We start from the raw sequence: 24093 nt of genomic DNA, 5'->3' as shown, positions 1-24093 counted from the left end.
ACAAGGGGAACCAAATGAAAAAGACACTGGTTGCGGCGTTGGCCGCACTTTCCATGGGCCTTTCTGCACAGATGGCCTATGCGCTCGACAAGGTGACGCTCGGTACCAACTGGCTCGCACAAGCCGGTCACGGCGGTTTCTATCAGGCTGTCGCAGATGGCACCTATGAAAAATACGGCCTCGATGTGCAAATCGAAATGGGCGGACCGCAGGTCAACAATCGCCCGATGCTTGCTGCAGGTCGTCTCGACTTCCTGCTGACCGGAAACTTGCTACTGTCGTTCAACAATGTCGCCAACGGCGTGCCGACGACGGTTGTTGCCGCGTTCTACCAGAAGGATCCGCAGGCATTGATGGCGCATGAAGGTGCGTACAAGGACTTCAAGGACCTGGCCAATGCCGAAACGATCCTGATTTCGAAGGACGGCCAGTTCTCGTTCTGGCCATGGCTCGTCAAGGATTTCGGCTTCAAGGACGAACAGCTGCGCCCTTATGGCTATAGCCTCGCCCAGTTCCTTAACGACAAGAAAGTCGTGCAGCAGGCCTATGCGACCGCCGAGCCGATCTATGCAGAAAAGGAAGGCGCTAAGGTTACGACCTATCTCCTCGCCGACTACGGTTACAGCACTTACGGCAATACAATCGAAACCCGTCAGGATCTGATCGAAAAGAACCCTGATCTGGTACAGCGCTTCGTCAGCGCTTCCGTGGAAGGCTGGACCAATTTCCTCTACGGCGACCGCAGCAAAGCCTACGAACGGATCCTGAAAGACAATCCGGATATGAGCAAAGAAACGCTCGATGCGGAACTGGAGCGGATCAAGAACCTTCAGCTTATCGACAGTGGCGATACGCTCGAAAAGGGAATTGGGGCAATCTCGATGGATCGCGTCAAGGCGTTCTACGAACTCGCCCGCAAGGCAGGGATTGTCAGCGGCGACGAACTCGACATGAGCAAGGTCGCGACCGATGCCTTCGTAAATAAGGGCGTGGGGCTCGACATCAAGAAAAAGCTGGGGCAATAACCCCTCCTCAATCGCGGCAGGCATGAATGAACAACGGCGACGGGAATGACGACACCGAACTGACCGGACGGGACAAGGTTCTCGGACGCAGGCGGCGCATTCTCGGTGCAATACGGGCTGCCGCAATCGATGAATTTGCCGAAAAAGGCCTTGCGGGGGCATCCACGCAAGGCATTGCGCACCGCGCCGGTCTCACCAAGCCGCAACTGCACTACTATATTTCGAGCAAGGAAGAGCTTTACGAGGATATCATCGTCTACATCCTCGAAGAATGGGAAGACATATTCCTCGGGGCCAGTACCGAAGACGACCCTGCCAAGGTGATCCGCCAATATATCCGCGCCAAGCTCGAATATAGCCAGAAAAGCCCCAAAGCCTCGCGCCTTTTCACCACAGAAATTGCCAATGGCGCACCTTATCTGAGCCGCCATTGGAAAAAGCACGTCGCAGCGACCCATAATGCAGTGAAACTCATCCAGTCGTGGGTGGATGATGGTCGGATCAAACCTGTCGATCCCCTACTATTTCAGATGCATATCTGGGCCGTCACCCAGCATTATGCCGACTTTGAAACGCAGGTTCGCAGCATGATGGAACTCGACAAGGACGAACCGCTCGATCTCGAAAGGATCGAGAAAGAGGTTTCGGCGCTGTTTCTACGGGCCTGTGGGTTGGAATAAAACGCGTACCGACAACCCTTTCAGCGTAATCCTTCAAGTTCCGCGATGCGGGCGGCACTGTCTTTTTCAAGCATTCTGGTCATTTCGCGAATGACCGTTTCCGCCAGCACAAAGAGCGCTGCCGAAGAATCCCAGGCTGACGGTACGGCCGTGCGTCCCGCCAGAACATGGCGCGCCACGCGTGCAATCGGTGAAAGCCACTGGTCGGTCACGAGGATGACTTCCACGCCTCGTGACCTTGCCGTCTCAGCCAGTTTCAAAAGACTGTCCTGATAACGACGAATATCGAAAACCACCAGAACATCGCGCTTTCCCATATCGAGAAGACGGTCACGCCACACGCTCTCCTGTCCGCCCAAGTGAAAGACATGCGGGCGAATGACCGTCATATGCGCCGCCATATATTGCGCAATGGGGTCAGTGAAGCGCCCGCCAATCAGATAGACATTGCCCTTGGCGTCACTCAAAGCCGACACGGCCTGCCGCAACTGCTTTGCACCCAAATGCCGGAAACTTTCACGAATATTCTCAAGCGTATGTTCCACCGCCGGATAGGCTGTGTCTCGCCCGGTTCCCGGCTGTTCGTTGCGGTGGTGCGGTGATTGCAGTTGAGCCGCGAGTTCATCCTGCAAGCGCGCTTGAAAATCAGGATAGCTCTGAAACCCGAGCCTGTTCACAAAGCGCAATATCGTTGGGGAGCTGACACCGGCCAAGCCGGAAAACTCCGCGACAGTTTTTAGTCCCAGCATCGGGTAATTGGCGATCAGCGTCTGGGCGGCACTACGCTCGCCCGCTGGCATCGTATCGATCCGTTCATTGATCAGTTCCGCAACGCTTGCATGCACCGGCACAGCACTTCCCGTTCCTGAACGCCCTTTTTGAATTTGGGCGAAATTGTGTTTGACAAATAATCATAGGACGTATCAAATAATCCGCAATAGCGCATAATTGGAAAAAACGTAACATAAGTTACAGCGCGGGGAACAAACAGAATGACGGACGAGCGAGAACATCGCACGGCTTCGTGCGAGCCTGTTTCTGTCTTCAACAAGGATGGGGAAAGTCCCTATCTTCTTGTCTGCGAGCACGCATCCAACTTCATTCCCGAGACTTTCGAGGGGCTCGGTCTGGGGGGAGATGCCTTGCAGGCACATATCGCGTGGGATCCAGGCGCAGTGGAAGTTGCAAGGCATCTCGCCTCGTCCCTTCACGCGCCGCTCGTCGAAAGCCAGCTTTCGCGACTGCTGATCGATTGCAATCGTCCACTCGACGCTCACGACCTCATTCCGGAAATCAGCGAGACGACCGTGGTTCCCGGAAATCACGTGCTCAATTCCATGGAACGTCTGGCACGTATCGATCTTTCACATCGGCCATTCCACACTGCTGTCGAACACGTGATTGCAGAGCGTGCGCGACGAGGACAGGCATCGTGGATCGTGACGATCCACTCCTTCACGCCCATCTATCGCGACGTCCCCCGTCCCTGGCCGATCGGCATCATCCACGACGAAGATGACCGGATCGGCAAGCCGTTGATCGCCGCACTGAGGAAAGATCCAGCGCTCAATGTCGGCGTCAACGAACCCTATTCACCAGCCGATCGCGTCTATTACACGCTGGAGCGGCACGCGCGTCCGCGCAACGCGCCCTGCGTGATGATCGAACTTCGCAACAATGAGATTGCCGATGGTCCGGCACAGATTGCCTGGGCCGAAAAACTCGCAACGATATTGAGGGACATTGCGAAAGCAATTGACCCTCGCAACACAGAACAGAAAGCCTGAAGGAGCGGGAAATGCCGAAGCCGATCAGACTGTTCGTCAAATATGTTGATGCAGTGAATTACTATGTCGGGCGCTTCGCGATGTATCTCTTCTTCGTGCTCGGCGCCTGCCTTCTATATTCGACTTTTTCGCGTGTTGTTCTCGGCGTACCGGTCAACTGGGTATTGGAAATGTCCCAGTTTCTGCTCTCGGCCTACTATCTGCTCGGTGGAGCATACGCCATGCAACAGGGCGCACATGTGCGCATGGACCTGTTCTTTGACCGTCTTTCACCGCGCAGGAAAATGATCACCGACATGATCACCATCCTGTTCATCATCTTCTATCTCGGTGTGATGGTCGCCGGTGGCATTTCATCGACCAACTACGCCATCGTTTACAGCCAGAAGAACTATACCGCCTGGGCGCCGCTTCTCTGGCCGATCAAGCTCATCATGACTGTCGGTATTCTCCTGCTGCTGCTGCAGTGCGTCTCCAATTTCTTCAAGGACTGGGCCTCCCTGCGTGGACAGCCGATCAGCACCATCGCGGGTCCTGCCATTGAGGAAGGGCATCACATATGAGTTCGGAATTCATAACGCTCTTCATGTTTGCAACCATGATGGTGCTGCTCATGACCGGGCAGCGCGTATTCGGCGTGATCGGTTTTGTCGGCTCGCTCGCCGCTCTCCTGCTTTGGGGCAAAGGCTCGTTCGAGATGCCGTATAATGCCACCTTTGCGGTGCTGAACTGGTATCCGCTTATCACTGTGCCCTTCTTCGTCTTCATGGGCTACATGCTCTCGGAATCGGGCATTGCCAGCAATCTCTACCGCATGTTCCACGTGTGGTTCGGCGGCATTCGCGGCGGTCTGGCACTGGGTACGATCGGCCTGATGGTCATTATTTCCTGCATGAACGGCCTGAGCGTTGCAGGCATGGCAATCGGCGCTACCGTCGCACTGCCAGAGCTTCTCAAGCGTGGCTATAACAAGGTTATGGTAACGGGCGTCATTCAGGCTGGCAGTTCACTTGGTATCCTTATTCCGCCAAGCGTCGTGCTGGTACTTTATGCGATGATTGCCCGGCAGCCGGTATTGCAGCTCTGGCTCGCAGGGATTGGTCCCGGCCTTCTCATGGCCGCGCTCTTTGCGATCTATATCTACATACGCTGCCGCCTCCAGCCCGAGCTCGGACCGACTTTGCCACAAGAAGAACTGGACAGGATCACATGGCACGACCGCTTCGTCGCGCTGCGCGCAGGCATTCTGCCACTCGTGGTCTTCGGCGCGATGATGGGCCTGTTCCTCACCGGCGTTACCAGCCTTGTTGAAAGCTCGGCCGTCGGCGCATTGCTTGCAACGCTTGCCGCGCTTTTCACTGGACGCCTCAACAAGATTGTCTGGGAAACCACGTCACGGAACAGTCTCACCGTCACCTGCATGTTCCTCTGGATCATTCTGGCTGCACTCTGCTTTTCATCGGTCTATGATGGCCTCGGAGCGGTGAAAGCCATTGAAAGCGTGTTGCTGAACACCTTCGATCTGTCGCCCTGGACAATCCTGATACTGATGCTGTTTTCGTTCATCATATTGGGCATGTTCCTCGATGACACGGCAATGCTGGTCATCGTGGCACCGCTTTACATACCGCTGGTCAAGAGCCTCGGCTTCAACGCCATCTGGTTCGGTGTGCTCTACACGATCACCTGCCAGATCGCATATATCACGCCGCCTTTCGGGTACAATCTCTTCATGATGCGGGCCTTGGCCCCGAAGGAAGTCACGCTGATAGACATCTATCGTTCAATCGTACCGTTCTTCTTCCTCATGGTGCTGACCATCATTCTTCTGATGATCTTTCCGCAGATCGCGATGTGGTTGCCCAACTGGTACACCGGACGATGACGATAATTACGGGAGAATGCGCATAAGCCGGTGACAAGAGCCAGAACGGCTAGACCGGAACACATAAAGGGTGAACTCAAACAAGAGTGGGAGAATGGGCATGAGTGAGAATAGCAAGCTTAACAAACGCGATTTTCTCAAGAAAGCCGGGCTGACGACCGTTGGCGCGCTGGGTGCAAGCACGCTTGCAACGCCATATGTGAGGGCGCAGAGCCCGATCAAATGGCGGCTCCAGACCTATGCAGGTCCGGCACTTGCAGAGCACGTCATCAAGCCGTCTATCGACGCCTTCAACAAGGCTGCCAATGGCGAGATGGTGATCGAACTTTATACTGCCGACCAGCTTGTGCCGCAGGGTGAGCTGTTCCGCGCGGTTCAGTCCGGCACAATCGACGCCGCGCAAAGTGATGACGACTCGATGGCGTCACCAGTCGATGTCGCGGTGTTTGGGGCTTATTTCCCCTTTGCATCGCGCTACAGCCTCGATGTGCCTGCCCTGTTCAACTGGTACGGACTCAATGAAATCTGGGAGGAAGCCTATAAGGAAATTCCGGGCGTCACATGGCTCAGCGCCGGTTCCTGGGACCCGTGCAATTTCGTAACCACCAAGCCGATCCGCAGCGTTGCTGACCTAAAGGGACTTCGGGTCTTCACATTCCCGACCGGTGGCCGCTTCCTGACCAAATTCGGCGTCGTGCCTGTCACGCTGCCGTGGGAAGATATTGAAGTCGCTATCCAGACTGGCGAACTCGACGGCGTTGCATGGTGTGGCGCGACCGAGGCCTATACGGTTGGCTGGGCCGACATCAACAAGTACTATCTGACCAACAATATCAACGGCGCATGGGCCGGTTCCTATTTCGCGAATACCGAGAAATGGGACGCCGTGCCGGATCACCTGAAGACGCTCTTCAAGCTGGCAATGGACTCATCGCATTATTATCGCCAGCATTGGTACTGGTGGGGCGAAGCTCACTATCGCACCACCGGTGGGAAGCTGGAACTGACAACTATTCCGGAATCGGAATGGAAGCAGATCGAGGACGCTGCTGAACAGTTCTGGGATGAAATCGCAACCAAGAGCGAGAGAAACGCCAAAGTCGTCGCAATCCTGAAAAAATATCAGGAAACCATGCGAGGTGCGGGCGCACCTTACCGTTATGCCTAAGGATTTTGGACGCGGCACACTGTGCCGCGTCCATCACTTTTTTCCGTTCTGGAGCGAGCATAAATGGCCGGACAATTGACTTTCGATGCATTGAAAAAAGCTGTTGCGAATGATGAAATCGATACGGTTCTCGCATGTTTTGTGGACATGCAGGGACGCTTGATCGGCAAACGCTTCTACGGACAGTTTTTCGTGGAATCTGGTTACGACGAGACCCATGGCTGCAACTATCTTCTTGCCGACGATATCGATATGGAACCAGTGCCGGGCTATGAGGCCGCCGGATGGGACAAGGGCTATGGTGATTTTGTCATCAAGCCGGATCTTTCGACCTTGCGCGTCGCCACATGGCTGGAAAAGACCGCCATCGTGCTTTGCGACGTGCTCGATCATCACGACCATCAGGATCTGGCGCATTCCCCGCGTGCTATCCTCAAGAAACAGCTCGCGCGCCTGCACGAGCGCGGCTATCGCGCCTATTTCGCGTCTGAGCTTGAGTTCTATCTTTTTGACGAGACCTATAAGACAGCCCGCGCAAAGCACTGGCAGGATATGGAAACGGCATCTCCTTACGTGCAGGATTATGTCATCCACCTGACCACCAAGGAGGAACCGGTTCTACGCGCAATGCGCAACCAGCTCGCGGCAGCGGGAATTCCGGTCGAAAACTCCAAGGGCGAATGGGGTCCGGGACAGGAAGAACTGAATGTGCGCTATGCCGAAGCGCTCGAAATGGCAGACCGCCATGTCATCATGAAGAATGCGATGAAGGAAATCGCCGAAGCACACGGCAAATGCATCACCTTCATGGCCAAGTATGATTACGGCAAGGCTGGAAGCTCCAGCCACGTGCATAATTCCATCTGGAGCGCCGATGGCAAGGAACCGCTCTTCTTTGATCCGAAAGCCCCATACACTATGACGCCGCTCATGCGTTCCTGGGTGGCCGGACAGCTCAAATACGCCACCGACTACACCTATTTCCTGGCGCCTTACATCAATTCCTACAAGCGCTTTCAGGCAGGCACTTTTGCGCCGACGAAAATCATGTGGAGCCAGGATAACCGCACTGCAGGTTTCCGCCTTTGCGGCGAAGGTACGAAAGGCATCCGCATCGAATGCCGCATCGGTGGTGCTGATCTCAATCCATATCTGGCCTTTGCAGCGCTTATCGCATCGGGCTTGCAAGGCATAGATGAACAACTGGAACTTGATGAGCCCTTTGTCGGCGATGCCTATAGTGCGGTCAAACTCAAGGAAATTCCTTACACGCTCCGGGAGGCCGCACAGGCGCTCAAGAACTCGTCGTTTCTCAAGGAAGCTTTTGGGGACGCTGTGGTCAACCACTATGTCCACACCGCCCATTGGGAGCAGATCGAATACGACCGGCGCGTAACCGACTGGGAACTACATCGCGGTTTCGAGCGCTATTGACCCGCGTGACCGATCCCGAAATGAATAACGCAATGCCAGACTTCAGAGGAAATTGCAGATGAGCGGCACGGCCAAGATCATCTCTCCGATAGACGGCTCGGTATATGCCGAGCGTCCTTTTTTAAATGAGGCTGCAATCGCCTCGACGGTGGCGGCAGCGCGCGCTGCGCAAACAGGCTGGGCTCAGTTGAGTACTGCTGAGCGCGCGCGCTATTGCCGGGCCGCACTGGATGCGCTTGCCGGGATGCAGGAAGAGATTATCCCTGAAATCGCATGGCAGATGGGGCGCCCGACCCGTTACGGCGGGGAGAATGGCGGCGTGCAGGAACGCGGCCAATATATGATCGATATCGCCGAAGAGGCGCTGAAACCTTATGTGCCCACACAGAAGGATGGTTTCCGTCGGTATGTGAAGCACGTGCCGCTTGGCGTGGTTCTGGTGATTGCACCGTGGAACTATCCCTATCTCACCGCCGTCAACACAATCATTCCCGCACTTATGGCCGGGAACACTGTGATCCTCAAACATGCCACGCAGACGCTTCTGGCTGGTGAACGCTTTGCAAAAGCGTTTGAGAAGGCCGGGCTGCCCAAGGGTGTATTCCAGAATATCGTTCTCGATCACGCATCGACGGAAAAGTTGCTTGCATCCGGCACAATTGACCACGTGAATTTCACCGGCTCGGTTGGCGGGGGGCGCGCCATCGAAAAGGCTGCTGCGGGCACCTTCATGACGCTCGGGCTGGAGCTTGGCGGCAAGGACCCGGCCTATGTGCTTCCTGATGTCAATCTGGACCATGCCGTCGCCAATCTGGTCGATGGTGCTTTTTTCAATTCCGGCCAGTGCTGCTGCGGGATCGAGCGCATCTATGTTCATGAAGCAGTCTATAACCGCTTCGTCGATGGTTTCATCGACCTGACGAAGCAATATGTCGTCGGCAATCCGCTGGATAGCTCAACGACGCTCGGACCAATGGCGCAGGCGCGCTTTGCCGATCTCATCCGCGAGCAGAAGGCGGAAGCGTTGCGCAAGGGTGCGAAGGCCCACGTCAATATGAGCGTCGAGAATGATCGCGCGGGCTCTCCCTATGTCGCGCCGGAAGTGCTCACCAATGTCGACCACCAGATGAGCGTCATGCGTGAAGAAAGCTTCGGCCCCATCGTCGGCATCATGAAAGTACGCAATGACGAGGAAGCTCTCGCGCTCATGAATGACAGCATCTACGGCCTTACAGCTTCGCTCTGGACAGCAGATACGGACCACGCTGCCGCTCTCGGTGACCGCATCGAAACGGGCACGGTTTTCATGAACCGCTGCGATTATCTCGACCCCGCACTTGTCTGGACCGGGGTCAAAGACACTGGCAAGGGTGCTGCCCTGTCACCCATCGGCTACGGCAATCTCACGCGACCGAAATCCTTCCACCTGCGTGAGAAAATCTGATCTGAATTGAATTTCTGGAAAGCAATCGACATGACCACTTTGACTGCCAAATGGAATTTCCCCACCACCGTGCTTTTTGGCCCAGGCCGCATCAAGGAATTGCCTGTCGTCCTCAAGGCCGCTGGCATTCAGAATCCGCTCTTTGTGACTGACCCCGGTCTGGCAAAACTTCCAGTGGTGGCGTCCACGCTCGCTATTCTGGATGAAGCTGGTGTGAAATACGGGGTTTTCTCCGACGTCAAACCTAATCCGGTCGAAAGCAATCTCTATGCGGGCGTTGAGGTCTTCAAAAGCGGCAAGCATGATGGCGTCATCGCTTTTGGTGGTGGTTCAGCGCTCGACCTCGGCAAGCTGATTGCCTTTCAGGCAGGGCAGACACGACCGGTCTGGGATTTCGAAGACATTGGTGACTGGTGGACGCGCGCTGACAGCAAAGCAATTGCCCCGATCATTGCCGTGCCCACGACCGCTGGCACCGGATCGGAAGTTGGCCGTGCAGGTGTCTTGACCAACGAAGCGACCCATACCAAGAAGGTCATCTTCCATCCCAAGATGCTGCCGATCACAGTCATTGCCGATCCTGAGCTTTCCACCGGAATGCCACCTTTCATCACTGCGGGCACTGGCATGGACGCACTGGCACACTGCCTTGAAGCCTATTGCGCTCCGGGATTTCATCCGATGGCCGATGGCATCGCGGTGGAGGGTATCCGTCTGGTTCTTGAAAACCTTCCCACCGCCTATGCCGATGGCAAGAATATTGAAGCGCGTGCGAACATGATGGCAGCGGCCGCAATGGGTGCAACAGCCTTCCAGAAAGGGCTTGGTGCAATCCATTCCCTGTCGCATCCCATCGGTGCCCTTTATGATACCCATCATGGCATGACGAATGCGGTTTTCATGCCCTATGTCCTGCTTCAGAACCGATCTGCCATCGAAAAGCGTATAGAACGGCTTGCCGATTATCTCGGCATCAAGGGCGGGTTCGACGGATTTCTGGCAGCAGTCATGAAATTGCGGAGCGATTTGAGCGTCCCCAATACGCTGCCCGAATTCATCAAAGGCCTCACAATGGATGACGCCCGGAAAGACCTGATTGCCGAGATGGCTATCGTCGATCCAACCGCTGGCGGCAACCCGATTGAATTGACAAAAGAACGCGCGTTGAAGTTGCTAAATGCTGCACTCGAAGGTAAGGTCTGACACGCTGAATTCAGGCTCGGCGAGGGCCATAGAAGTAAGCATCGCACCACCTATGGCGGGGGGCGATGCATTGGGGAGCAGGTTCTTGGGGAGGAGCCTGCTCCCTTTCATTTTGCGCAACATTCAGGCCTGCCCAAAACAGCGAAAACCCGGCTTTCCGCCTGTAGAGAAGCGGGAACAAATCGATATTTCAAGCGTTTACCTTAATCACCTAAGACGGAGGGTTGCACGTGAATATCTTCAAACAGACCTGTGTCGGTGCGTTGGCCGTGATCTTCGGAGCGACGTCCATCGCGCCGACAATGGCAGCGCCTTTGAATCTGGAACGTCCGGTCATCAATCATAATGTGGAACAGGTGCGCGATCATCGCCGCCCGCCACGTCACTATAATAGCCATAGGCCCCACCGGCCGGGATACTGGAACGGTCATCGCGGCTATCGGCATTATCGTCATGGCTATCGTCGCTATAATGACGGGTGGTGGTATCCGCTGGCAGCTTTCGGCGCAGGTGCCATCATTGGCGGTGCCGTAAGTCAGCCTCGCCCCGTTTATCGTGCATCGAGGATGTCCAACGCGCATGTTCAGTGGTGCTATAACCGCTACAAATCCTATCGCTCCTCAGACAATACATTCCAGCCCTATAATGGGCCGCGCAGACAGTGCTATTCGCCCTATTCTCGTTGATAATTGGAAACGCGCCCTTTGAGGGCGCTTTTTCATATAGTTTACGATGTGTCGAACAGAAACGTGATGAAATTTCCGGTTTCTGCGATAACCCAATGCTGGACGCCTCTCTCAAAGAGGAATAAGCAAGCCCGCGTCATAGCAATGTCGCGGGCAAAATTTTCTTCGTTCCCATTCTTTTGCGACATGACGGACAATATTCAGAACGTGGATGGTGAAAGAAATGTGCTCGACTTTCTCCACGACCAGTTCAGTCCAAAGCCGGCAGTCGCTCTTTAGCTGCGTGCATTGCGCGGGCAGCAGAACGATTTCGGCGCAACCTTGAGTTTGAGAATGTCGCATACCACCGCCGCAAGCCCCGCTCCTACCAATGCGCAACGTCTGGCGATGACCGCTCTGATCGTTGGCGGAATCGCTATTGGCAGCTCGCCGATCTTTGTCCGACTTTCCGAGGTGGGTCCGCTCGCAACAGGCTTCTGGCGTCTTGCACTCGCAGTTTTACCGCTTCTGCTCATGGATGGTCGCGAACGGCGCGACGAAAAGGATACTACCCCGCTCACGCTGTCCGACTGTTTGCGCCTCGCCCTGCCAGGCCTGTTTATCGCTTTCGACCTCGGCGCGTGGCACTTGTCGCTGCACATGACATCCGTTGCAAATGCCACGCTGCTTGCCAATATGGCGCCGATTTTCGTGACATTGGGCGCTTGGTTGCTTTTCAACTCGCGCGTGAGCACGTCTTTCATGATCGGCCTTGCCGTCGCGGTCATTGGCGTCGTCGTGCTAAAGGGTGGACCGGGCGAGCTTCTCCAGTCCCAATCGTCCGGCGATGCGATGGCGCTTCTGGCCGCAGTCTTCTATGCCGGTTACATTCTCTCGGTTGGCCGCTTGCGCAGCCGCTTTTCCACCATGCGCATCATGCTGTGGAGCAGCGCGATTGCAGCCGTCTTTTCGCTGCCGGTTGCGTATTTCATGGAAGGTCAGATACTGCCTGCCACGCTCTATGGATGGCTTATTCTTGCAGGCCTAGCATGGGTAACTCATGCCGCAGGCCAGAGCATGATCGCTTATGCCCTCGCCTATCTTCCGGCATCGTTCTCGTCACTCACCCTGCTTCTGCAACCGGTTGTCGCAGCGTTTCTTGCCTGGACTATCCTGTCGGAACCTATCGGCATGTTGCAGGCTCTGGGCGGCATCATCGTGATATCGGGCATTTTGATCGCTCGAAGAGGATAGGATATGAAAAAGCCCCGGTTTCCCGGGGCTTTCTTACGGAGCTGATTACTCAGCCAGCCATTCCTTGATGCGGTCCGGATGGTCCGCGATATATTTATCGACGGCCTTCTCATAGGATGTTTCCTGCGCATCGAACATCGCAGCTTCGAGCTCGCTGATCGGAATGCTCATCTTGGTCAGCAATGAAGCAACTTTCGGATTGTCTTCCTTGAAGCCCTTACGTGCAATGGCGTCGATATGTTCGGCACCACCCAGTGCGCCTTCAGGATCGGCAATGTAACGCAGCTTGTACTTGCCGAACATCCAGTGCGGGCTCCATGAGGTTGCCACGAACCAGCCGTCGGAACGTGTGGCGCGGTCAACTGTCGTCAGCATGGCCGCTTCACTCGAAATATTGAGCTTGTAGTCCAGCCCGTATTTCTTGATCGCTTCCTGCGATAGACGAGTGAGGCCTGCGCCCGGATCGATGCCCTGAATTTCGCCCTTCAGCTTCTCGCGAACTTCCGGCTTCTTCAGGTCTTCAATGGAGCTGATCTCACTTTCCGGGATGTAAGCCGGAACAATCCAACCGAGCTTTGCACCTTCATAGAGCGGGCCTAGGTCTTCGACCTTGTCCTTCACGCGTGCATAGTAATCGGCGTGCGTTTCCGGCAGCCAGGCCATCATCATGGCATCGATATCGCCACGGCTCACGCCCTGATAAAGTGGGGCCACGTCCGTCTGAACCAGCTCAACCTTCTGGCCGAGATTGTCTTCGATCAGTTTCTTGGCAAGTTTGGTGACGAACTCAGCATCCGACCAAGGTGCCCAGCCGATCTTCACCGGCTTGCCGTCCTGCGCAAATGCTGCGCCCATGGTCATCGTTCCCGCCACAACTGCCGCCAGACCGAATTTGGTTAGTTTGCCTAACATAGCTTCTCCTTTTCGATTGGTATCAGTTCCCATTGTTATTATTGGGTTATTCTTGGTTATTTTGGCTTTCTTCATGCTTCCTGCTTGCGAAAGGACGAGGCGGACTGAGTGTCCGCCGCCTTTCTTAAAGATGCGAGCCTTTTGAAAAATCCGGCTCCGCCCTTGCCGAAGCTCTGGGTAATGCGGTCGAGAATGACCGCCAGAATGACCACTGCAAGGCCACCTTCAAAGCCGAGGCCCACATTGAGGCGCTGGATGCCGGTCAACACTGTATTGCCGAGGCCGCCCGCACCGATCATCGACGCGATGACCACCATTGAAAGCGACAGCATGATCGTCTGGTTGATGCCGGCCATGATCGAGGGCATGGCGTTTGGAAGCTGCACCTTGAACAGAAGCTGCCGTGATGTGCAGCCGAAGGCCAGCCCGGCTTCAACGAATTCGGCATGTACCTGCCGGATACCAAGATTGGTCAGACGCACAACCGGCGGCATGGCGAAAATCACCGTCGCAATTGTTCCGGGCACGGCACCGAGGCCAAAAAACATTGCTGCCGGAATGAGATAGACGAAAGCGGGCATCGTCTGCATGAGGTCGAGCACCGGGCGCACAATCGAGGCGACTGTATCGCTGCGCGCCATGGCGATGCCAAGCGGAATGCCGATCACGACAGCAATAACCGTCGATGCCAGCACCAGAGAGAGGCTTTCCATAGTGCCCGTCCACAATTCCATGTGGATGATAAGGCCCAATGCGAGAGCCGTGAATATCGCGAACTTCCACCCCACACGCCACAGCGCGAGCAGTGTAAGAATTGCGACCCCACCTATCGGCGGAACTGCGAGAAGAGCGTTTTGAATACCGTCAGTCACAAAACCGATGGCGGCTGCGATCATATCGAGCGCGGGCGTAAAGTGGTCGAGAATGTAGTTGACCACAACATCCGCCCATCCGCCGACACTGAAATTCAAATCCATGTTTTACCGTCCATTTCCGTATTTCTTCTGGATTGGACCAATTCTGCCTTCATCAGGCAAAAGGCCGTTGGCGCGCAGGTCTCAGCCCGCGCGACCAAGCGTTTCAAGCAAGGCCGATTTGCTGATAGCACCGACATAACGGTTCTGGCGGTCAGTGACCGGGACCGGCCAAGGGCTTTCCGCCACCTGTGTCAGCAATCCGGCAAGCGGCGCTTCGGCTTCGATAGCAGAGACGCTATCCAGTCTCTCGCCATCCTGCGCGACAGCACCCTTTGCCAGCGCATCACGACTGACCATGCCGCGATATGTGCGGTCGGCATCGATCAACACGCCGAACGTCTTGCCGCTCGCGTCGAAACGCTCGAGCGCCGTCGCCAGCTGTTCGGGTTCAAACACGATCAGCTCGTCGTCGCGAGCCACATCGGCGGCTTTGAATACGCGGGACACATCGACATTGCGGAAGAAGGAACGAACATAATCGTTGGCCGGTGCGGACACGATTTCGTTCGGCGTTCCCACCTGGACGACCTTGCCGTGCTGCATGATGCAGATACGGTCACCGATACGCATGGCTTCGTCCAGATCATGGCTCACGAAAATGATCGTCCGGCTATGTTCAGCCTGCAGCCGCTTGAGTTCGTCCTGCATTTCGGTGCGGATCAGCGGATCAAGGGCAGAAAATGCCTCGTCCATCAGAAGAATGGTCGGCTCGCTTGCCAGCGCGCGCGCCAGTCCGACACGTTGCTTCATACCGCCGGAAAGCTGATCCGGCATACTGTGAGCATATGGTTCAAGACCAACCGCAGCGAGTGCTTTCAGTGCCTTCTGGTGACGTTCCGCCTCACCCATTCCGGCCACTTCGAGACCGAACGACGCATTGTTCAGAACCGAACGATTGGGCAGGAGCGCAAAAGACTGGAACACCATGCTCATGTCGCGACGACGAAGATCGATCAGCTCGCGCTTCGTCATTTTGACGATATCGCGGCCGTCCACTTCGATGGAACCGACAGTCGGTTCGATCAAGCGATTGAGCAGACGCAGAAGCGTGGATTTGCCCGAGCCGGAGAGGCCCATAATAACGAATACTTCGCCTTCATAGATGTCGAAGGTCGCATCATCGACGCCGATTGTTGCGCCAAGTTCGCTGTGAATCTGGGTTTTTGATTTACCTGCGCGCAATTCTTGCATTGCACGCTCCGGGTCATCGCCGAAGACTTTAAAAACGCTCTTCAAGCTTATTTTCGTCTCAGCCGGCGACTTCATACTTTCTTCCTTGTATAAAATACCATGCATTAAGTTTAACCCCGCTGTGCTGGCGGACTTAATCTCCTTTTTAACATTGATAGAACTTCATTCCAGCGCAAAGTGCCCACACGCGATCTGCGTTCCGCAAACTGTCCGCATGGAATGATTATCGATAGATTGCTTGATTCTATATAGGTCATTTCCCGACATGTCCACCCACAGCCGTGAATTCATCTGAATGATCCGTCCAGCAACCGTCCCCTTGAATGATTTTTTTGAAGGGTTGCACGACGCATTTCGAGGGCTGTTCGACACTGCCTAAAGCAGGAGGCAATCGACCAGCTTGAAGACAATAGTAGTCCCGATCCAGTCAATTACCGGAACACCCTGCGACAAATATGCTATCAGCTGCGACATCGTCCGAATTAGTATAATTCGGGATAAAAATGACTATAATTACAGAAAAATAGTGTGATTATACTGTCGCTCGGAATTATCTAGTCTATACATAAAGACGACGCGGATTGAACAATCCGCGCCGTGATAGACCTGTTTCAAAGGCCTGTTTCTTCAACGATAAGCCATATATCCGACAAAGCCGGTGATCTTCCAGCGCGCCCCGTCGCGACGACAAAAATAAAGCGTCTGCCAGTTGAGACGATCGATTGTTCCGTCCTTTCTGGCGATCGTTCCATCGAATTTTTTCCGTGCGAGAGCGACGTCGCCGGTAATATCGATCACACTCAGGTTGGTCGCACGAAAGATACCGTCCGCCAGAGATTCGGCATATTCCACCGCTGCACTCTCCGCTGCCTGTCGCAGCCATTCATCGCGATAACTTGCGAGCGTCGGAAAACCGGCGTCCCAATTGTCAGGATCGCGATCATTGTGCGCATGAATGCCAAGGAAGCGCACCTCATCGAAATCATCGGCCACCAATGACCAGTCCTGCGATACGAAGGCCTCGATATCGCGCCGTACAAGCATCTCCCAAATCTGCTCGCGATCCTTGTCGCCAGCAAACGGATTGGCCGCACCCTTCATGCTATCCTCCTGATTATCTTAATTTCCCACGTGCGGCGACCGGCAGGATATCGACGACATCCTCGCCTGAAACAAGATGAACTTCATCAAAGAGATTGGAAACAACGCAGACGTGGTCGGGAATAATTCGGAGCCGCTCACCAACCTTCAGACCCGCGACATCACCAACCAGCTTGCCGTGCTCCTCACTCAGGCCGATCACACGGGCATCGGGACGGCCCATCACTTCACCAAAGTCGCTCAGTCCCAGCGTATCGCTGGATAGTGCCTTGGACCCGGCATCAATGATCGCTCGTTCTGATGTTGGATGGCTGACGACCGTTGAAAGCACCGTCAAGGCGCAGTCATCCACTGTCGCCGCGGCCTTTTCGACCTGATAACGGTCGAAATAGATATAGGTACCGGGGCGATATTCGGTGACGACGCTGTCGCTGGGTTTGCGCCACATATCGGGCGTGCCGCCGCTTGAAATCGTCTCGCAGGGAAGGCTATTCGCCTCCAGCAACTCACGTGCCGAATAAAGCCATTGTTCAGCCTCGTCCGGCTTGCCCGCTGCGGGATAGGTCATCAGACCACCGAAACGCAGTCCTGCGCTCTGGTCTATAATGCGTGCCAGCTCCAGGGCTTCGGCTGGCGTCTGCACGCCACAGCGCCCCATACCCGTGTCGCATTCGACAAGCACTTTCAACGGATGCTTTTCATCGGTGAAACGCGCCGCCAGTCCTGCAAGGGAGGTTCGATTATCGACCGTTACAGACAGGGTGATGCGTTGATGCAGCGTATGAAGGCGATCAAGCTTTTCCTGTCCCAGAATATTGTAGGGCAGGAAAATATTCGTCAGCCCGGCATCGGCCATGACTTCTGCCTCGCCTAGCTTCTGGCAGGTGATCCCGGTCGCGCCCGCTTCCACCTGCATTTTGGCAAAGAGCGGCAGCTTATGCGTCTTGATATGCGGACGCAGTTTAACCCCCACCGCATCCGCATGGGCCTGCGCCTTGGCGATATTCGCCTTCACGCGATCAATATCGATGAGGATCGCAGGTGTATCCACCTCGTGAACGGTTTTCGGTCTGGTCATGGATCAGTCTCCAAGCGGCAAGCGCGGATCGTCTATGGTGAGCGTATTGAGGCTATGCTTGATGCGGCGCAGGCTTTCCAGCACCTTCGGGCCACGCGCTTCTGCTGTCGCCGTGGCGATCATGTCGAGAATGGCCAGCAGCGCGAAGCGTGACGATGTCGGCTTGTAGATATTGCCGTCTTCATTCGCCTGATATGGAATGAGCACATCCGCCGCCTTGGCGAGATCGGAACCGGCAGGCGTGATCGCGACTGTCTGCGCTCCATATTGCCGCGCAACCAGCACGGCCTCCACCACCGAACGCGCAAAGCCGGAGACGGAGAAAGCGATTACCGTTGTTTCATGCGTGGTGACGGCGGCATACATGCGCTGTAATTGCCCATCAACCTGCGCGCTGACAGGAATACCCAGCCGGAACAAGCGGTTCTGCATTTCTGTTGCCAGCATGGACGAGATGCCGCCAGACCCGAGACATAGCACAGGGCCACCGGCGGCAAGCCGTTCGGCCACTTTCATCAAGACGCCCATGTCGAGCCCGTCGCTGGCACGCTGAATAGCGGCAACTGCCGCATCAGTCACAGCCGTCGCTATGCGGCTTTCACGCACATCCCGCGCGGGAATTTCAGCCGTCAGATACTGCCCGCCGATGGCCAAGGCCTGCGCCAGAAAGAACTTGAAGTCGCGAACCCCGTCACAGCCAAGTGCCCGGCAAAAACGTGTCACCGTGGGTTCGCTGACACCTGCTCTGGCCGCAATTTCCGAGATTGCCGCCTTGGAAGCATAATCGGGATCGGCCAGCACGAGCGCAGCCAGCCTCCGGTCGGATTTCGATCCGTCCTGCGCCACGACATGCAGCCGCGTGATGATGTCGGCAACCTTGCTCATCGGAAATTCAAAGCGGGAGACCGCTATCCTTGTCGAAAAGATGTATGTGTTCGCTCTTCGCAGTTACAGGCACTTGCTCGCCGGGCGCAAGATGTATGCGCTCGCGAAACACAGCTCGTATAGGCTGTCCTGCGATCCGGCCATAAATATGCGTTTCGGGACCAGTCGGCTCGATCACCTCGACGGTGAGTTTCAGCCCTTTGCCATCCGGCGCGACCGTAAAATTTTCCGGTCGAATGCCTGCTTCCACCTGCCGGGTTTCGGATGATCCCGCGCCAACAGCGATTTCCTCGCCCTCTTCGGTACGGAATACTCCGTCTGACACAGTTCCCGGAATGAAACTCATCGACGGCGAACCGATAAAGCTCGCAACAAACTTGTTGGCGGGACGATCGTAAAGATCCAGCGGCGCACCGATCTGTTGAATCCTGCCCTGATTCATAACCACGATCCGGTCGGCCATGGTCATGGCCTCAATCTGGTCATGGGTGACATAGATCACCGTCGACTTCAGCCGCTGATGTAGCGCCTTGATTTCCGTACGCATCTGTACGCGCAATTGCGCATCCAGATTGGAAAGCGGCTCATCAAACAGAAATACCGATGGTTCGCGAACAATGGCGCGCCCCATGGCGACGCGCTGGCGCTGCCCGCCTGAAAGCTGGCGTGGGTAGCGATCAAGATAGGAATGGAGATTGAGGATGGACGCCGCCCTGTCCACCTTCGCGGCCGTTTCTTCTGACTTTTCGCCGCGAATGCGCGGACCAAAGCCGATGTTTTCACGCGCCGTCATATGCGGAAACAGCGCATAGGATTGAAACACCATCGCAATATTGCGCTTTTGCGGTGGCAACTCGTTAGCCCGTTCCCCACCAATCAGAAGGTCACCGCCGGAAATGGGTTCAAGCCCGGCCACCATCCGCAAAAGCGTGGATTTTCCGCAGCCGGAAGGGCCAACCAGTACGAGAAACTCTCCACTTTGAATATCGAGGTCGACATGGTCGAGGACCGTTAATTGTCCGAAAGTCTTGGTGATGCCGCGCAGAGAAACCTCTTTCATCGGTCAGTTCCCTCCGAGAATATCTTCGATGAAAGGACGGCAGCCCGCAGTCAGCCCGGCATCGACCGGAAGGATCGCGCCGGTAATCCCCGATGCGCGGTCAGAGGCCAGAAATGCCACCGTTTCTGCCACCTCGCGGGTATCAACGATGCGCCCCAGCGGATAAAACCGCTGTAGGCGCTCCAGCACGCTCGCATCCTGCGCGATACGATGATCCCATGCGGGTGTTCTTATCGACCCCGGACAGACGACGTTGGCACGCACGCCCTTCCTTCCGAACTCAACCGCAATACCACGCGCAAAGGCATTGATTCCGGCTTTGGCAGCCGCATAAGCCGGGTTTCCGAAATGCAGGAGACCGTTGACCGAGGAAATGAAGACGAAAACGCCGTGTCCGCGTGCCGCCATGGCCTGCGCCATGACATTTGAAAATCCGGCAACCGCAGTCAGGTTGAGGTCTATCTCAGCGTCGATGTTGCCCTGATCCAGCCCATCGAAGGTCTCGGCACGGGTCCAGCCCGCATTGTTGATGACAATATCGGGCAAGCCCGATTCCGCTATTATCCGCTTTGCAGCCAGCTCCAGCCCGTCGCGGTCAAGCAGATCAAAGGCATGACGCGCATGAAAATCATCGCCGGTCATTGCCTCCAGTGTCGTATCGCAACCGATCACGCGGGCGCCGCGTTCAGAGAACAGCTTGACCAGCGCGCTTCCAACACCGCCACCGGCTCCGGTAACCAGTACCGACTTTCCGGTAAATTCGCCTGCTTGCTCCACGCTATTCCCCTTTTATGCGGCAGCTTTCTGCACCTGTTTATTCCCACCAGCGTAAAAGTCAAAATGTAAGTTTGCAACAAAACTTTTCGCTTGAAAGTGCAGATTAAGCCGATAATGTAAGAAAATAACAAAAATATATCGTCATCGCACCAATGCGGGGCAAAACAAGGGAACGGGAAGATGTCTATCAATAAATGGAAGGCCGGCCTGCTGGCCGGATTGAGCGTTCTGGCGCTGTCATCGGTTGCGAATGCAGGCGAAGTGCGCATGACCGTCGCGGAGTACAGCTCCAAGACCGGCCCCTACTTCGAAGAGGTCAAGAAGGCATTTGAAGCTGCCAATCCCGGCATCACGCTCAACTTTGAAGTGGTTCCATGGGATGTACTTCTGCAGAAACTGACTACCGATATTTCAGCAGGCACCAATGCGGACCTTTCGATCATCGGCACACGCTGGTTGATCGATTTCGTGCAACAGGGCATCGCCGAACCGCTCGACGGTTACATGAACGACGAGTTCAAGGGCCGGTTCATCGAGACTTTCCTGTCTCCATCCATCCTTGAGGGCAAGACCTACGGTCTGCCGATCGCAGCCTCTGCCCGCGCCATGTATTACAACAAGGATCTGCTGGCCAAGGCAGGCGTCGAAAACCCGCCCGCAACCTGGGACGAGCTGAGAGCCGCCGCCACGAAAATCAAAGCGCTCGGCGGAGAGAATTACGGTTTCGGCCTACAGGGCAAGGAAATCGAGACCGACGTTTATTACTATTACGGCATGTGGTCCTATGGGACAGAAATTCTCAACAAGGACGGCACGTCGGGCCTCAGCACACCGGGCGCACTTGAAGCCGCGAAGCTTTACAAGTCGCTGATCGACGATGGCCTGACCCAGCCCGGCGTCACTTCCTATGCCCGTGAAGACGTTCAGAACCTCTTCAAGCAGGGCAAGGTCGGCATGATGATTACCGCGCCTTTCCTTTCCAACCAGATCAAGGAAGAAGCCCCGAACCTCAAATATGGCGTTGCAGCCATTCCTGCCGGACCGACAGGCGCGCGTGGCACCTATGGCGTGACCGATTCCGTCATCATGTTCCAGAACTCCAAGAACAAGGAGGAAGCCTGGAAGGTGCTCGACTTCCTGTTCCAGACTGAATGGCGCGCCAAGTTCACGCAGGGTGAAGGTTTCCTTCCGGTCAACAAGGAAGAAGCGAAGATGGATTATTACGTCAATAATGCCGATCTTGCCGCCTTCACCGCGCTTCTGCCGGATGCCCGCTTTGCGCCGATCATTCCGGGCTGGGAAGAAATTGCCGACATCACGTCCAACGCCATGCAGAGCATCTATCTCGGCAAGGGCGAACCTGATGTCGTGCTGAAGGACGCCGCCGCCAAGGCGGACGCAATCCTGAAGAAGTAACACTCCCCGCCTGCCCGGCAGTGCCCTCGCTCTGCCGGGCTTTTTTCTTTTCAGGGATTTTGATTGCCAATGCAAAGCCGCACCCTGCCCTATCTCCTGATTCTGCCGAGCCTGCTTCTGGCTGCGGTGGTGATCTTCTGGCCCGTGGTGCATCTCGTTGAAATTGCCAGTCATGACGTAAACCGCTTCGGGCAGCTACGCGATTTCAACGACGGCGCAAATTTCACTGCGCTATTCGCAACGCCCGATTTTCTGAATGCACTCTGGCGCACCGCACTCTGGACCGTCGCCGTGGTTGGCGGGGCACTTATCGTCTCCATTCCGGTCGCCATCATCCTCAACATGGATTTCTATGGCCGTTCGGTAGCGCGGGTCATCGTCATGCTGCCGTGGGCAGTTTCGCTCACCATGACAGCCATTGTCTGGCGCTGGGCGCTCAATGGCGAAAGCGGAATGCTCAATTCCGCACTGCGCAATCTCGGTATCATCGACAGCAATATTCAATGGCTAGCGAGCGCGGCCACCGCCTTTCCCATGCAGATACTGGTCGGCATTCTGGTCACCGTGCCGTTCACGACCACGATCTTCCTCGGCGGACTGTCATCCATTCCGGAGGATCTTTATGAAGCGTCGTCTCTCGAAGGCGCCAGCCTGTGGCAGCAGTTTCGCGAAATCACGTTTCCGCTGCTCAAGCCCTTCGTCAACATCGCCATCGTGCTCAATACGATCTATGTCTTCAATTCATTCCCGATCATCTGGGTCATGACGCAGGGTGGACCGGCAAACTCCACCGATATTCTGGTAACGCATCTCTACAAGCTCGCTTTCCGCCTCGGAAAGCTGGGAGAAGCCTCCGCCGTATCGCTTATCATGCTGGCAATACTCCTCGTCTTCACGGCGATCTATATCCGCCTCGCAATGCGGGGAGAACGCGCATGACGGGCTCGAAGCTGAAACGCACAATCATTGCCTGGGCCGTTCTGTCGCCGCTTATCGTGCTGACACTGTTTCCCTTTGCAGTGATGTTTTTCACCGCCGTCAAGCCTCCACAGGAGGTCCTGTCTCCAACATGGTGGCCAAGCAGCTTCCGCTGGCAGAATTTTTCGGAAATGTGGGTTCAGACCAAATTCGGGCAAGCGCTTCTGAACTCGCTTTACGTTTCGGTCATTGCTTCCGTCGGCGCCATCATTGTTTCCATTCCTGCCGCCTATGCCATGTCGCGCTTCCGCTTTGCAGGCCACGGTGCATTCCGGCAATTCCTGCTGATTTCGCAGATGATCTCGCCCATCGTTCTGGTGCTGGGCCTTTTCCGGCTGCTCGCCGCCTATGGATTGATTGAAAGTGTCTCCGCGGTCGGCGCGGTCTATATGGCCTTCAACATCGCCTTCACCGTGTGGATGCTGCAAAGCTATTTCGACACCATACCGCGCGATCTGGAAGAAGCTTCGTGGATGGAAGGCGCCGGGCGCGGCAAGACACTGATAAAAGTGTTTCTGCCGCTCTGCCTGCCCGCCATTGCCGTCACGGCAATCTTCACCTTCATCAATGCATGGAACGAATTCGTCGTCGCATTGACCATGCTGCGCAGACAGGAAAGCTACACCCTGCCCATTCAGGTCTTCTCGCTCGTCGCGGGGCGCTACACGGTCGAATGGCACTACGTCATGGCAGCCACCTTTCTTGCAACACTGCCGGTCGCCATCCTTTTCATCTGGCTCCAGCGCTATCTCATCAAGGGACTGGCCCTTGGAGCAGTCAAATAACCGGAGAAAATCATGTCCAGAAAACAGGTCTTCGGCGCATCACATGTGCCACTTTCCCCCGCCGTTCGCGCAGGTGACACAGTCTATATTTCGGGTCAGGTACCGGTCGGACCAAACGGCCAAATTGTTGAAGGCGGCATCGAAGCCCAGACAAAACAGGTCCTCGAAAACGTCAAGGCCGCACTTGCGCTTGCAGGCGCCACAATGGAAGACGTGGTCAAAACCACCATATGGCTGGAAGATGCTCGGGATTTCGGGCGGATGAATGCCGTTTACGGCACCTATTTTCCAAAAGAGCCTCCCGCGCGCACCACGGTTGAATCCCGCCTGATGATCGACATCAAGATCGAAGTCGAAGCCATCGCCTACGCACCACAAAAATAAGCAC

General features: G+C 55.6%; 24 protein-coding genes. 15 read left to right on the top strand and 9 right to left on the bottom strand.

The window, feature by feature from the left end; genetic code table 11:
* The first annotated feature begins 14 nt into the window (after positions 1-14).
* Together KWJ32_RS01780 and KWJ32_RS01775 are read left to right on the top strand one after the other, a co-directional pair.
* Positions 15-1025, top strand: a complete 1011-nt coding sequence (locus tag KWJ32_RS01780; protein WP_012093227.1) for an ABC transporter substrate-binding protein — start codon at positions 15-17, stop codon at positions 1023-1025.
* A 26-nt stretch (positions 1026-1051) separates the two neighbouring features.
* A complete protein-coding gene (locus tag KWJ32_RS01775; protein ID WP_012093229.1) occupies positions 1052-1705 on the top strand; it encodes a TetR family transcriptional regulator C-terminal domain-containing protein in 654 nt (217 codons plus the stop codon).
* A 20-nt stretch (positions 1706-1725) separates the two neighbouring features.
* On the opposite strand, the gene KWJ32_RS01770 is transcribed toward KWJ32_RS01775, so the two are convergent.
* Positions 1726-2505 (bottom strand): MurR/RpiR family transcriptional regulator, encoded by a 780-nt coding sequence (locus KWJ32_RS01770; RefSeq protein WP_231771610.1) that lies wholly within the window; start codon positions 2503-2505, stop codon positions 1726-1728.
* A gap of 192 nt (positions 2506-2697) precedes the next feature.
* Between KWJ32_RS01770 and KWJ32_RS01765 the strand changes: the two genes are divergently transcribed.
* The 9 genes from KWJ32_RS01765 to KWJ32_RS01725 all read left to right on the top strand — a co-directional run bounded on the left by KWJ32_RS01765 (position 2698) and on the right by KWJ32_RS01725 (position 12545).
* A complete protein-coding gene (locus KWJ32_RS01765) occupies positions 2698-3492 on the top strand; it encodes an N-formylglutamate amidohydrolase (protein WP_012093232.1) in 795 nt (264 codons plus the stop codon).
* A gap of 11 nt (positions 3493-3503) precedes the next feature.
* On the top strand, positions 3504-4055 hold the full coding sequence (locus KWJ32_RS01760) for a TRAP transporter small permease subunit (RefSeq protein WP_010659063.1): 552 nt from the start codon (positions 3504-3506) through the stop codon (positions 4053-4055).
* Positions 4052-5377 carry a TRAP transporter large permease subunit gene (locus tag KWJ32_RS01755; protein WP_012093234.1) on the top strand — a complete coding sequence of 442 codons (1326 nt, stop codon included), beginning with the start codon at positions 4052-4054 and terminating at the stop codon, positions 5375-5377. Before KWJ32_RS01760 ends, KWJ32_RS01755 begins: the two co-directional genes overlap by 4 nt.
* A gap of 100 nt (positions 5378-5477) precedes the next feature.
* Entirely contained in the window at positions 5478-6545 is a 1068-nt protein-coding gene (locus KWJ32_RS01750; protein WP_012093235.1) for a TRAP transporter substrate-binding protein, read from the top strand.
* Between the two features lie 63 nt (positions 6546-6608).
* A complete protein-coding gene (locus tag KWJ32_RS01745; protein WP_012093237.1) occupies positions 6609-7979 on the top strand; it encodes a glutamine synthetase family protein in 1371 nt (456 codons plus the stop codon).
* Positions 7980-8037: 58 nt separating this feature from the next.
* A complete protein-coding gene (locus KWJ32_RS01740) occupies positions 8038-9423 on the top strand; it encodes an aldehyde dehydrogenase family protein (RefSeq protein ID WP_094515636.1) in 1386 nt (461 codons plus the stop codon).
* 30 nt (positions 9424-9453) lie between these two features.
* Complete coding sequence (locus KWJ32_RS01735; RefSeq protein ID WP_012093239.1) at positions 9454-10626, top strand: iron-containing alcohol dehydrogenase; 1173 nt, start codon at positions 9454-9456, stop codon at positions 10624-10626.
* A 230-nt stretch (positions 10627-10856) separates the two neighbouring features.
* A complete protein-coding gene (locus tag KWJ32_RS01730) occupies positions 10857-11312 on the top strand; it encodes a BA14K family protein (protein WP_094515635.1) in 456 nt (151 codons plus the stop codon).
* A gap of 333 nt (positions 11313-11645) precedes the next feature.
* Positions 11646-12545, top strand: a complete 900-nt coding sequence (locus KWJ32_RS01725; protein ID WP_094515633.1) for a DMT family transporter — start codon at positions 11646-11648, stop codon at positions 12543-12545.
* 45 nt (positions 12546-12590) lie between these two features.
* On the opposite strand, the gene KWJ32_RS01720 is transcribed toward KWJ32_RS01725, so the two are convergent.
* The 8 genes from KWJ32_RS01720 to KWJ32_RS01685 form a co-directional block, all read right to left on the bottom strand.
* Entirely contained in the window at positions 12591-13457 is an 867-nt protein-coding gene (locus KWJ32_RS01720; protein WP_010659072.1) for a glycine betaine ABC transporter substrate-binding protein, read from the bottom strand.
* 71 nt (positions 13458-13528) lie between these two features.
* On the bottom strand, positions 13529-14434 hold the full coding sequence (locus KWJ32_RS01715; RefSeq protein WP_010659073.1) for a proline/glycine betaine ABC transporter permease: 906 nt from the start codon (positions 14432-14434) through the stop codon (positions 13529-13531).
* 81 nt (positions 14435-14515) lie between these two features.
* On the bottom strand, positions 14516-15700 hold the full coding sequence (gene proV / locus KWJ32_RS01710; protein WP_040128650.1) for a glycine betaine/L-proline ABC transporter ATP-binding protein ProV: 1185 nt from the start codon (positions 15698-15700) through the stop codon (positions 14516-14518).
* A 552-nt stretch (positions 15701-16252) separates the two neighbouring features.
* Positions 16253-16726 (bottom strand): hypothetical protein, encoded by a 474-nt coding sequence (locus KWJ32_RS01705; RefSeq protein ID WP_010659075.1) that lies wholly within the window; start codon positions 16724-16726, stop codon positions 16253-16255.
* 13 nt (positions 16727-16739) lie between these two features.
* Complete coding sequence (locus tag KWJ32_RS01700) at positions 16740-17804, bottom strand: D-TA family PLP-dependent enzyme (protein WP_012093244.1); 1065 nt, start codon at positions 17802-17804, stop codon at positions 16740-16742.
* A 3-nt stretch (positions 17805-17807) separates the two neighbouring features.
* On the bottom strand, positions 17808-18689 hold the full coding sequence (locus KWJ32_RS01695) for a MurR/RpiR family transcriptional regulator (RefSeq protein WP_010659077.1): 882 nt from the start codon (positions 18687-18689) through the stop codon (positions 17808-17810).
* Positions 18690-18696: 7 nt separating this feature from the next.
* The gene (gene ugpC, locus KWJ32_RS01690; RefSeq protein ID WP_012093245.1) at positions 18697-19749 is read right to left on the bottom strand and encodes a sn-glycerol-3-phosphate ABC transporter ATP-binding protein UgpC; all 1053 of its coding nucleotides are present in this window, start codon (positions 19747-19749) and stop codon (positions 18697-18699) included.
* Between the two features lie 3 nt (positions 19750-19752).
* Positions 19753-20526: an SDR family oxidoreductase gene (locus KWJ32_RS01685; protein ID WP_012093246.1), complete on the bottom strand. Its 774-nt coding sequence runs from the start codon at positions 20524-20526 to the stop codon at positions 19753-19755.
* Positions 20527-20706: 180 nt separating this feature from the next.
* On the opposite strand from KWJ32_RS01685, the gene KWJ32_RS01680 reads away from it, so the two are divergent.
* The 4 genes from KWJ32_RS01680 (at position 20707) to KWJ32_RS01665 (ending at position 24089) form a co-directional block, all read left to right on the top strand.
* Positions 20707-21942 (top strand): sugar ABC transporter substrate-binding protein, encoded by a 1236-nt coding sequence (locus KWJ32_RS01680; RefSeq protein WP_012093247.1) that lies wholly within the window; start codon positions 20707-20709, stop codon positions 21940-21942.
* A gap of 69 nt (positions 21943-22011) precedes the next feature.
* The gene (locus tag KWJ32_RS01675) at positions 22012-22881 is read left to right on the top strand and encodes a sugar ABC transporter permease (protein ID WP_012093248.1); all 870 of its coding nucleotides are present in this window, start codon (positions 22012-22014) and stop codon (positions 22879-22881) included.
* Positions 22878-23705, top strand: a complete 828-nt coding sequence (locus KWJ32_RS01670; protein ID WP_010659082.1) for a carbohydrate ABC transporter permease — start codon at positions 22878-22880, stop codon at positions 23703-23705. The genes KWJ32_RS01675 and KWJ32_RS01670 overlap by 4 nt, the downstream gene beginning before the upstream one ends.
* Before the next feature lie 12 nt (positions 23706-23717).
* Positions 23718-24089 carry a RidA family protein gene (locus KWJ32_RS01665; protein WP_012093249.1) on the top strand — a complete coding sequence of 124 codons (372 nt, stop codon included), beginning with the start codon at positions 23718-23720 and terminating at the stop codon, positions 24087-24089.
* Positions 24090-24093: the final 4 nt, after the last annotated feature.

This window comes from Ochrobactrum sp. BTU2, assembly GCF_024539785.1.
GTDB lineage: Bacteria > Pseudomonadota > Alphaproteobacteria > Rhizobiales > Rhizobiaceae > Brucella > Brucella anthropi.
The sequence above is the reverse complement of the archived record's forward strand: the minus strand, read 5'-3'. Positions and strand labels throughout refer to the sequence as shown.

Bases quoted from the DNA above. Each gene is read 5' to 3' on its own strand.
- KWJ32_RS01720 (WP_010659072.1), bottom strand. From the start codon at position 13,457: ATGTTAGGCAAACTAACCAAATTCGGTCTGGCGGCAGTTGTGGCGGGA.
- KWJ32_RS01735 (WP_012093239.1), top strand. From the start codon at position 9,454: ATGACCACTTTGACTGCCAAATGGAATTTCCCCACCACCGTGCTTTTT.
- KWJ32_RS01750 (WP_012093235.1), top strand. From the start codon at position 5,478: ATGAGTGAGAATAGCAAGCTTAACAAACGCGATTTTCTCAAGAAAGCC.
- KWJ32_RS01705 (WP_010659075.1), bottom strand. From the start codon at position 16,726: ATGAAGGGTGCGGCCAATCCGTTTGCTGGCGACAAGGATCGCGAGCAG.
- KWJ32_RS01725 (WP_094515633.1), top strand. From the start codon at position 11,646: ATGTCGCATACCACCGCCGCAAGCCCCGCTCCTACCAATGCGCAACGT.
- KWJ32_RS01670 (WP_010659082.1), top strand. From the start codon at position 22,878: ATGACGGGCTCGAAGCTGAAACGCACAATCATTGCCTGGGCCGTTCTG.
- KWJ32_RS01745 (WP_012093237.1), top strand. From the start codon at position 6,609: ATGGCCGGACAATTGACTTTCGATGCATTGAAAAAAGCTGTTGCGAAT.
- KWJ32_RS01770 (WP_231771610.1), bottom strand. From the start codon at position 2,505: ATGCCAGCGGGCGAGCGTAGTGCCGCCCAGACGCTGATCGCCAATTAC.
- KWJ32_RS01775 (WP_012093229.1), top strand. From the start codon at position 1,052: ATGAACAACGGCGACGGGAATGACGACACCGAACTGACCGGACGGGAC.
- proV (WP_040128650.1), bottom strand. From the start codon at position 15,700: ATGAAGTCGCCGGCTGAGACGAAAATAAGCTTGAAGAGCGTTTTTAAA.
- KWJ32_RS01700 (WP_012093244.1), bottom strand. From the start codon at position 17,804: ATGACCAGACCGAAAACCGTTCACGAGGTGGATACACCTGCGATCCTC.
- KWJ32_RS01740 (WP_094515636.1), top strand. From the start codon at position 8,038: ATGAGCGGCACGGCCAAGATCATCTCTCCGATAGACGGCTCGGTATAT.
- KWJ32_RS01675 (WP_012093248.1), top strand. From the start codon at position 22,012: ATGCAAAGCCGCACCCTGCCCTATCTCCTGATTCTGCCGAGCCTGCTT.
- KWJ32_RS01765 (WP_012093232.1), top strand. From the start codon at position 2,698: ATGACGGACGAGCGAGAACATCGCACGGCTTCGTGCGAGCCTGTTTCT.
- KWJ32_RS01680 (WP_012093247.1), top strand. From the start codon at position 20,707: ATGTCTATCAATAAATGGAAGGCCGGCCTGCTGGCCGGATTGAGCGTT.
- KWJ32_RS01780 (WP_012093227.1), top strand. From the start codon at position 15: ATGAAAAAGACACTGGTTGCGGCGTTGGCCGCACTTTCCATGGGCCTT.
- ugpC (WP_012093245.1), bottom strand. From the start codon at position 19,749: ATGAAAGAGGTTTCTCTGCGCGGCATCACCAAGACTTTCGGACAATTA.
- KWJ32_RS01755 (WP_012093234.1), top strand. From the start codon at position 4,052: ATGAGTTCGGAATTCATAACGCTCTTCATGTTTGCAACCATGATGGTG.
- KWJ32_RS01715 (WP_010659073.1), bottom strand. From the start codon at position 14,434: ATGGATTTGAATTTCAGTGTCGGCGGATGGGCGGATGTTGTGGTCAAC.
- KWJ32_RS01695 (WP_010659077.1), bottom strand. From the start codon at position 18,689: ATGAGCAAGGTTGCCGACATCATCACGCGGCTGCATGTCGTGGCGCAG.
- KWJ32_RS01760 (WP_010659063.1), top strand. From the start codon at position 3,504: ATGCCGAAGCCGATCAGACTGTTCGTCAAATATGTTGATGCAGTGAAT.
- KWJ32_RS01665 (WP_012093249.1), top strand. From the start codon at position 23,718: ATGTCCAGAAAACAGGTCTTCGGCGCATCACATGTGCCACTTTCCCCC.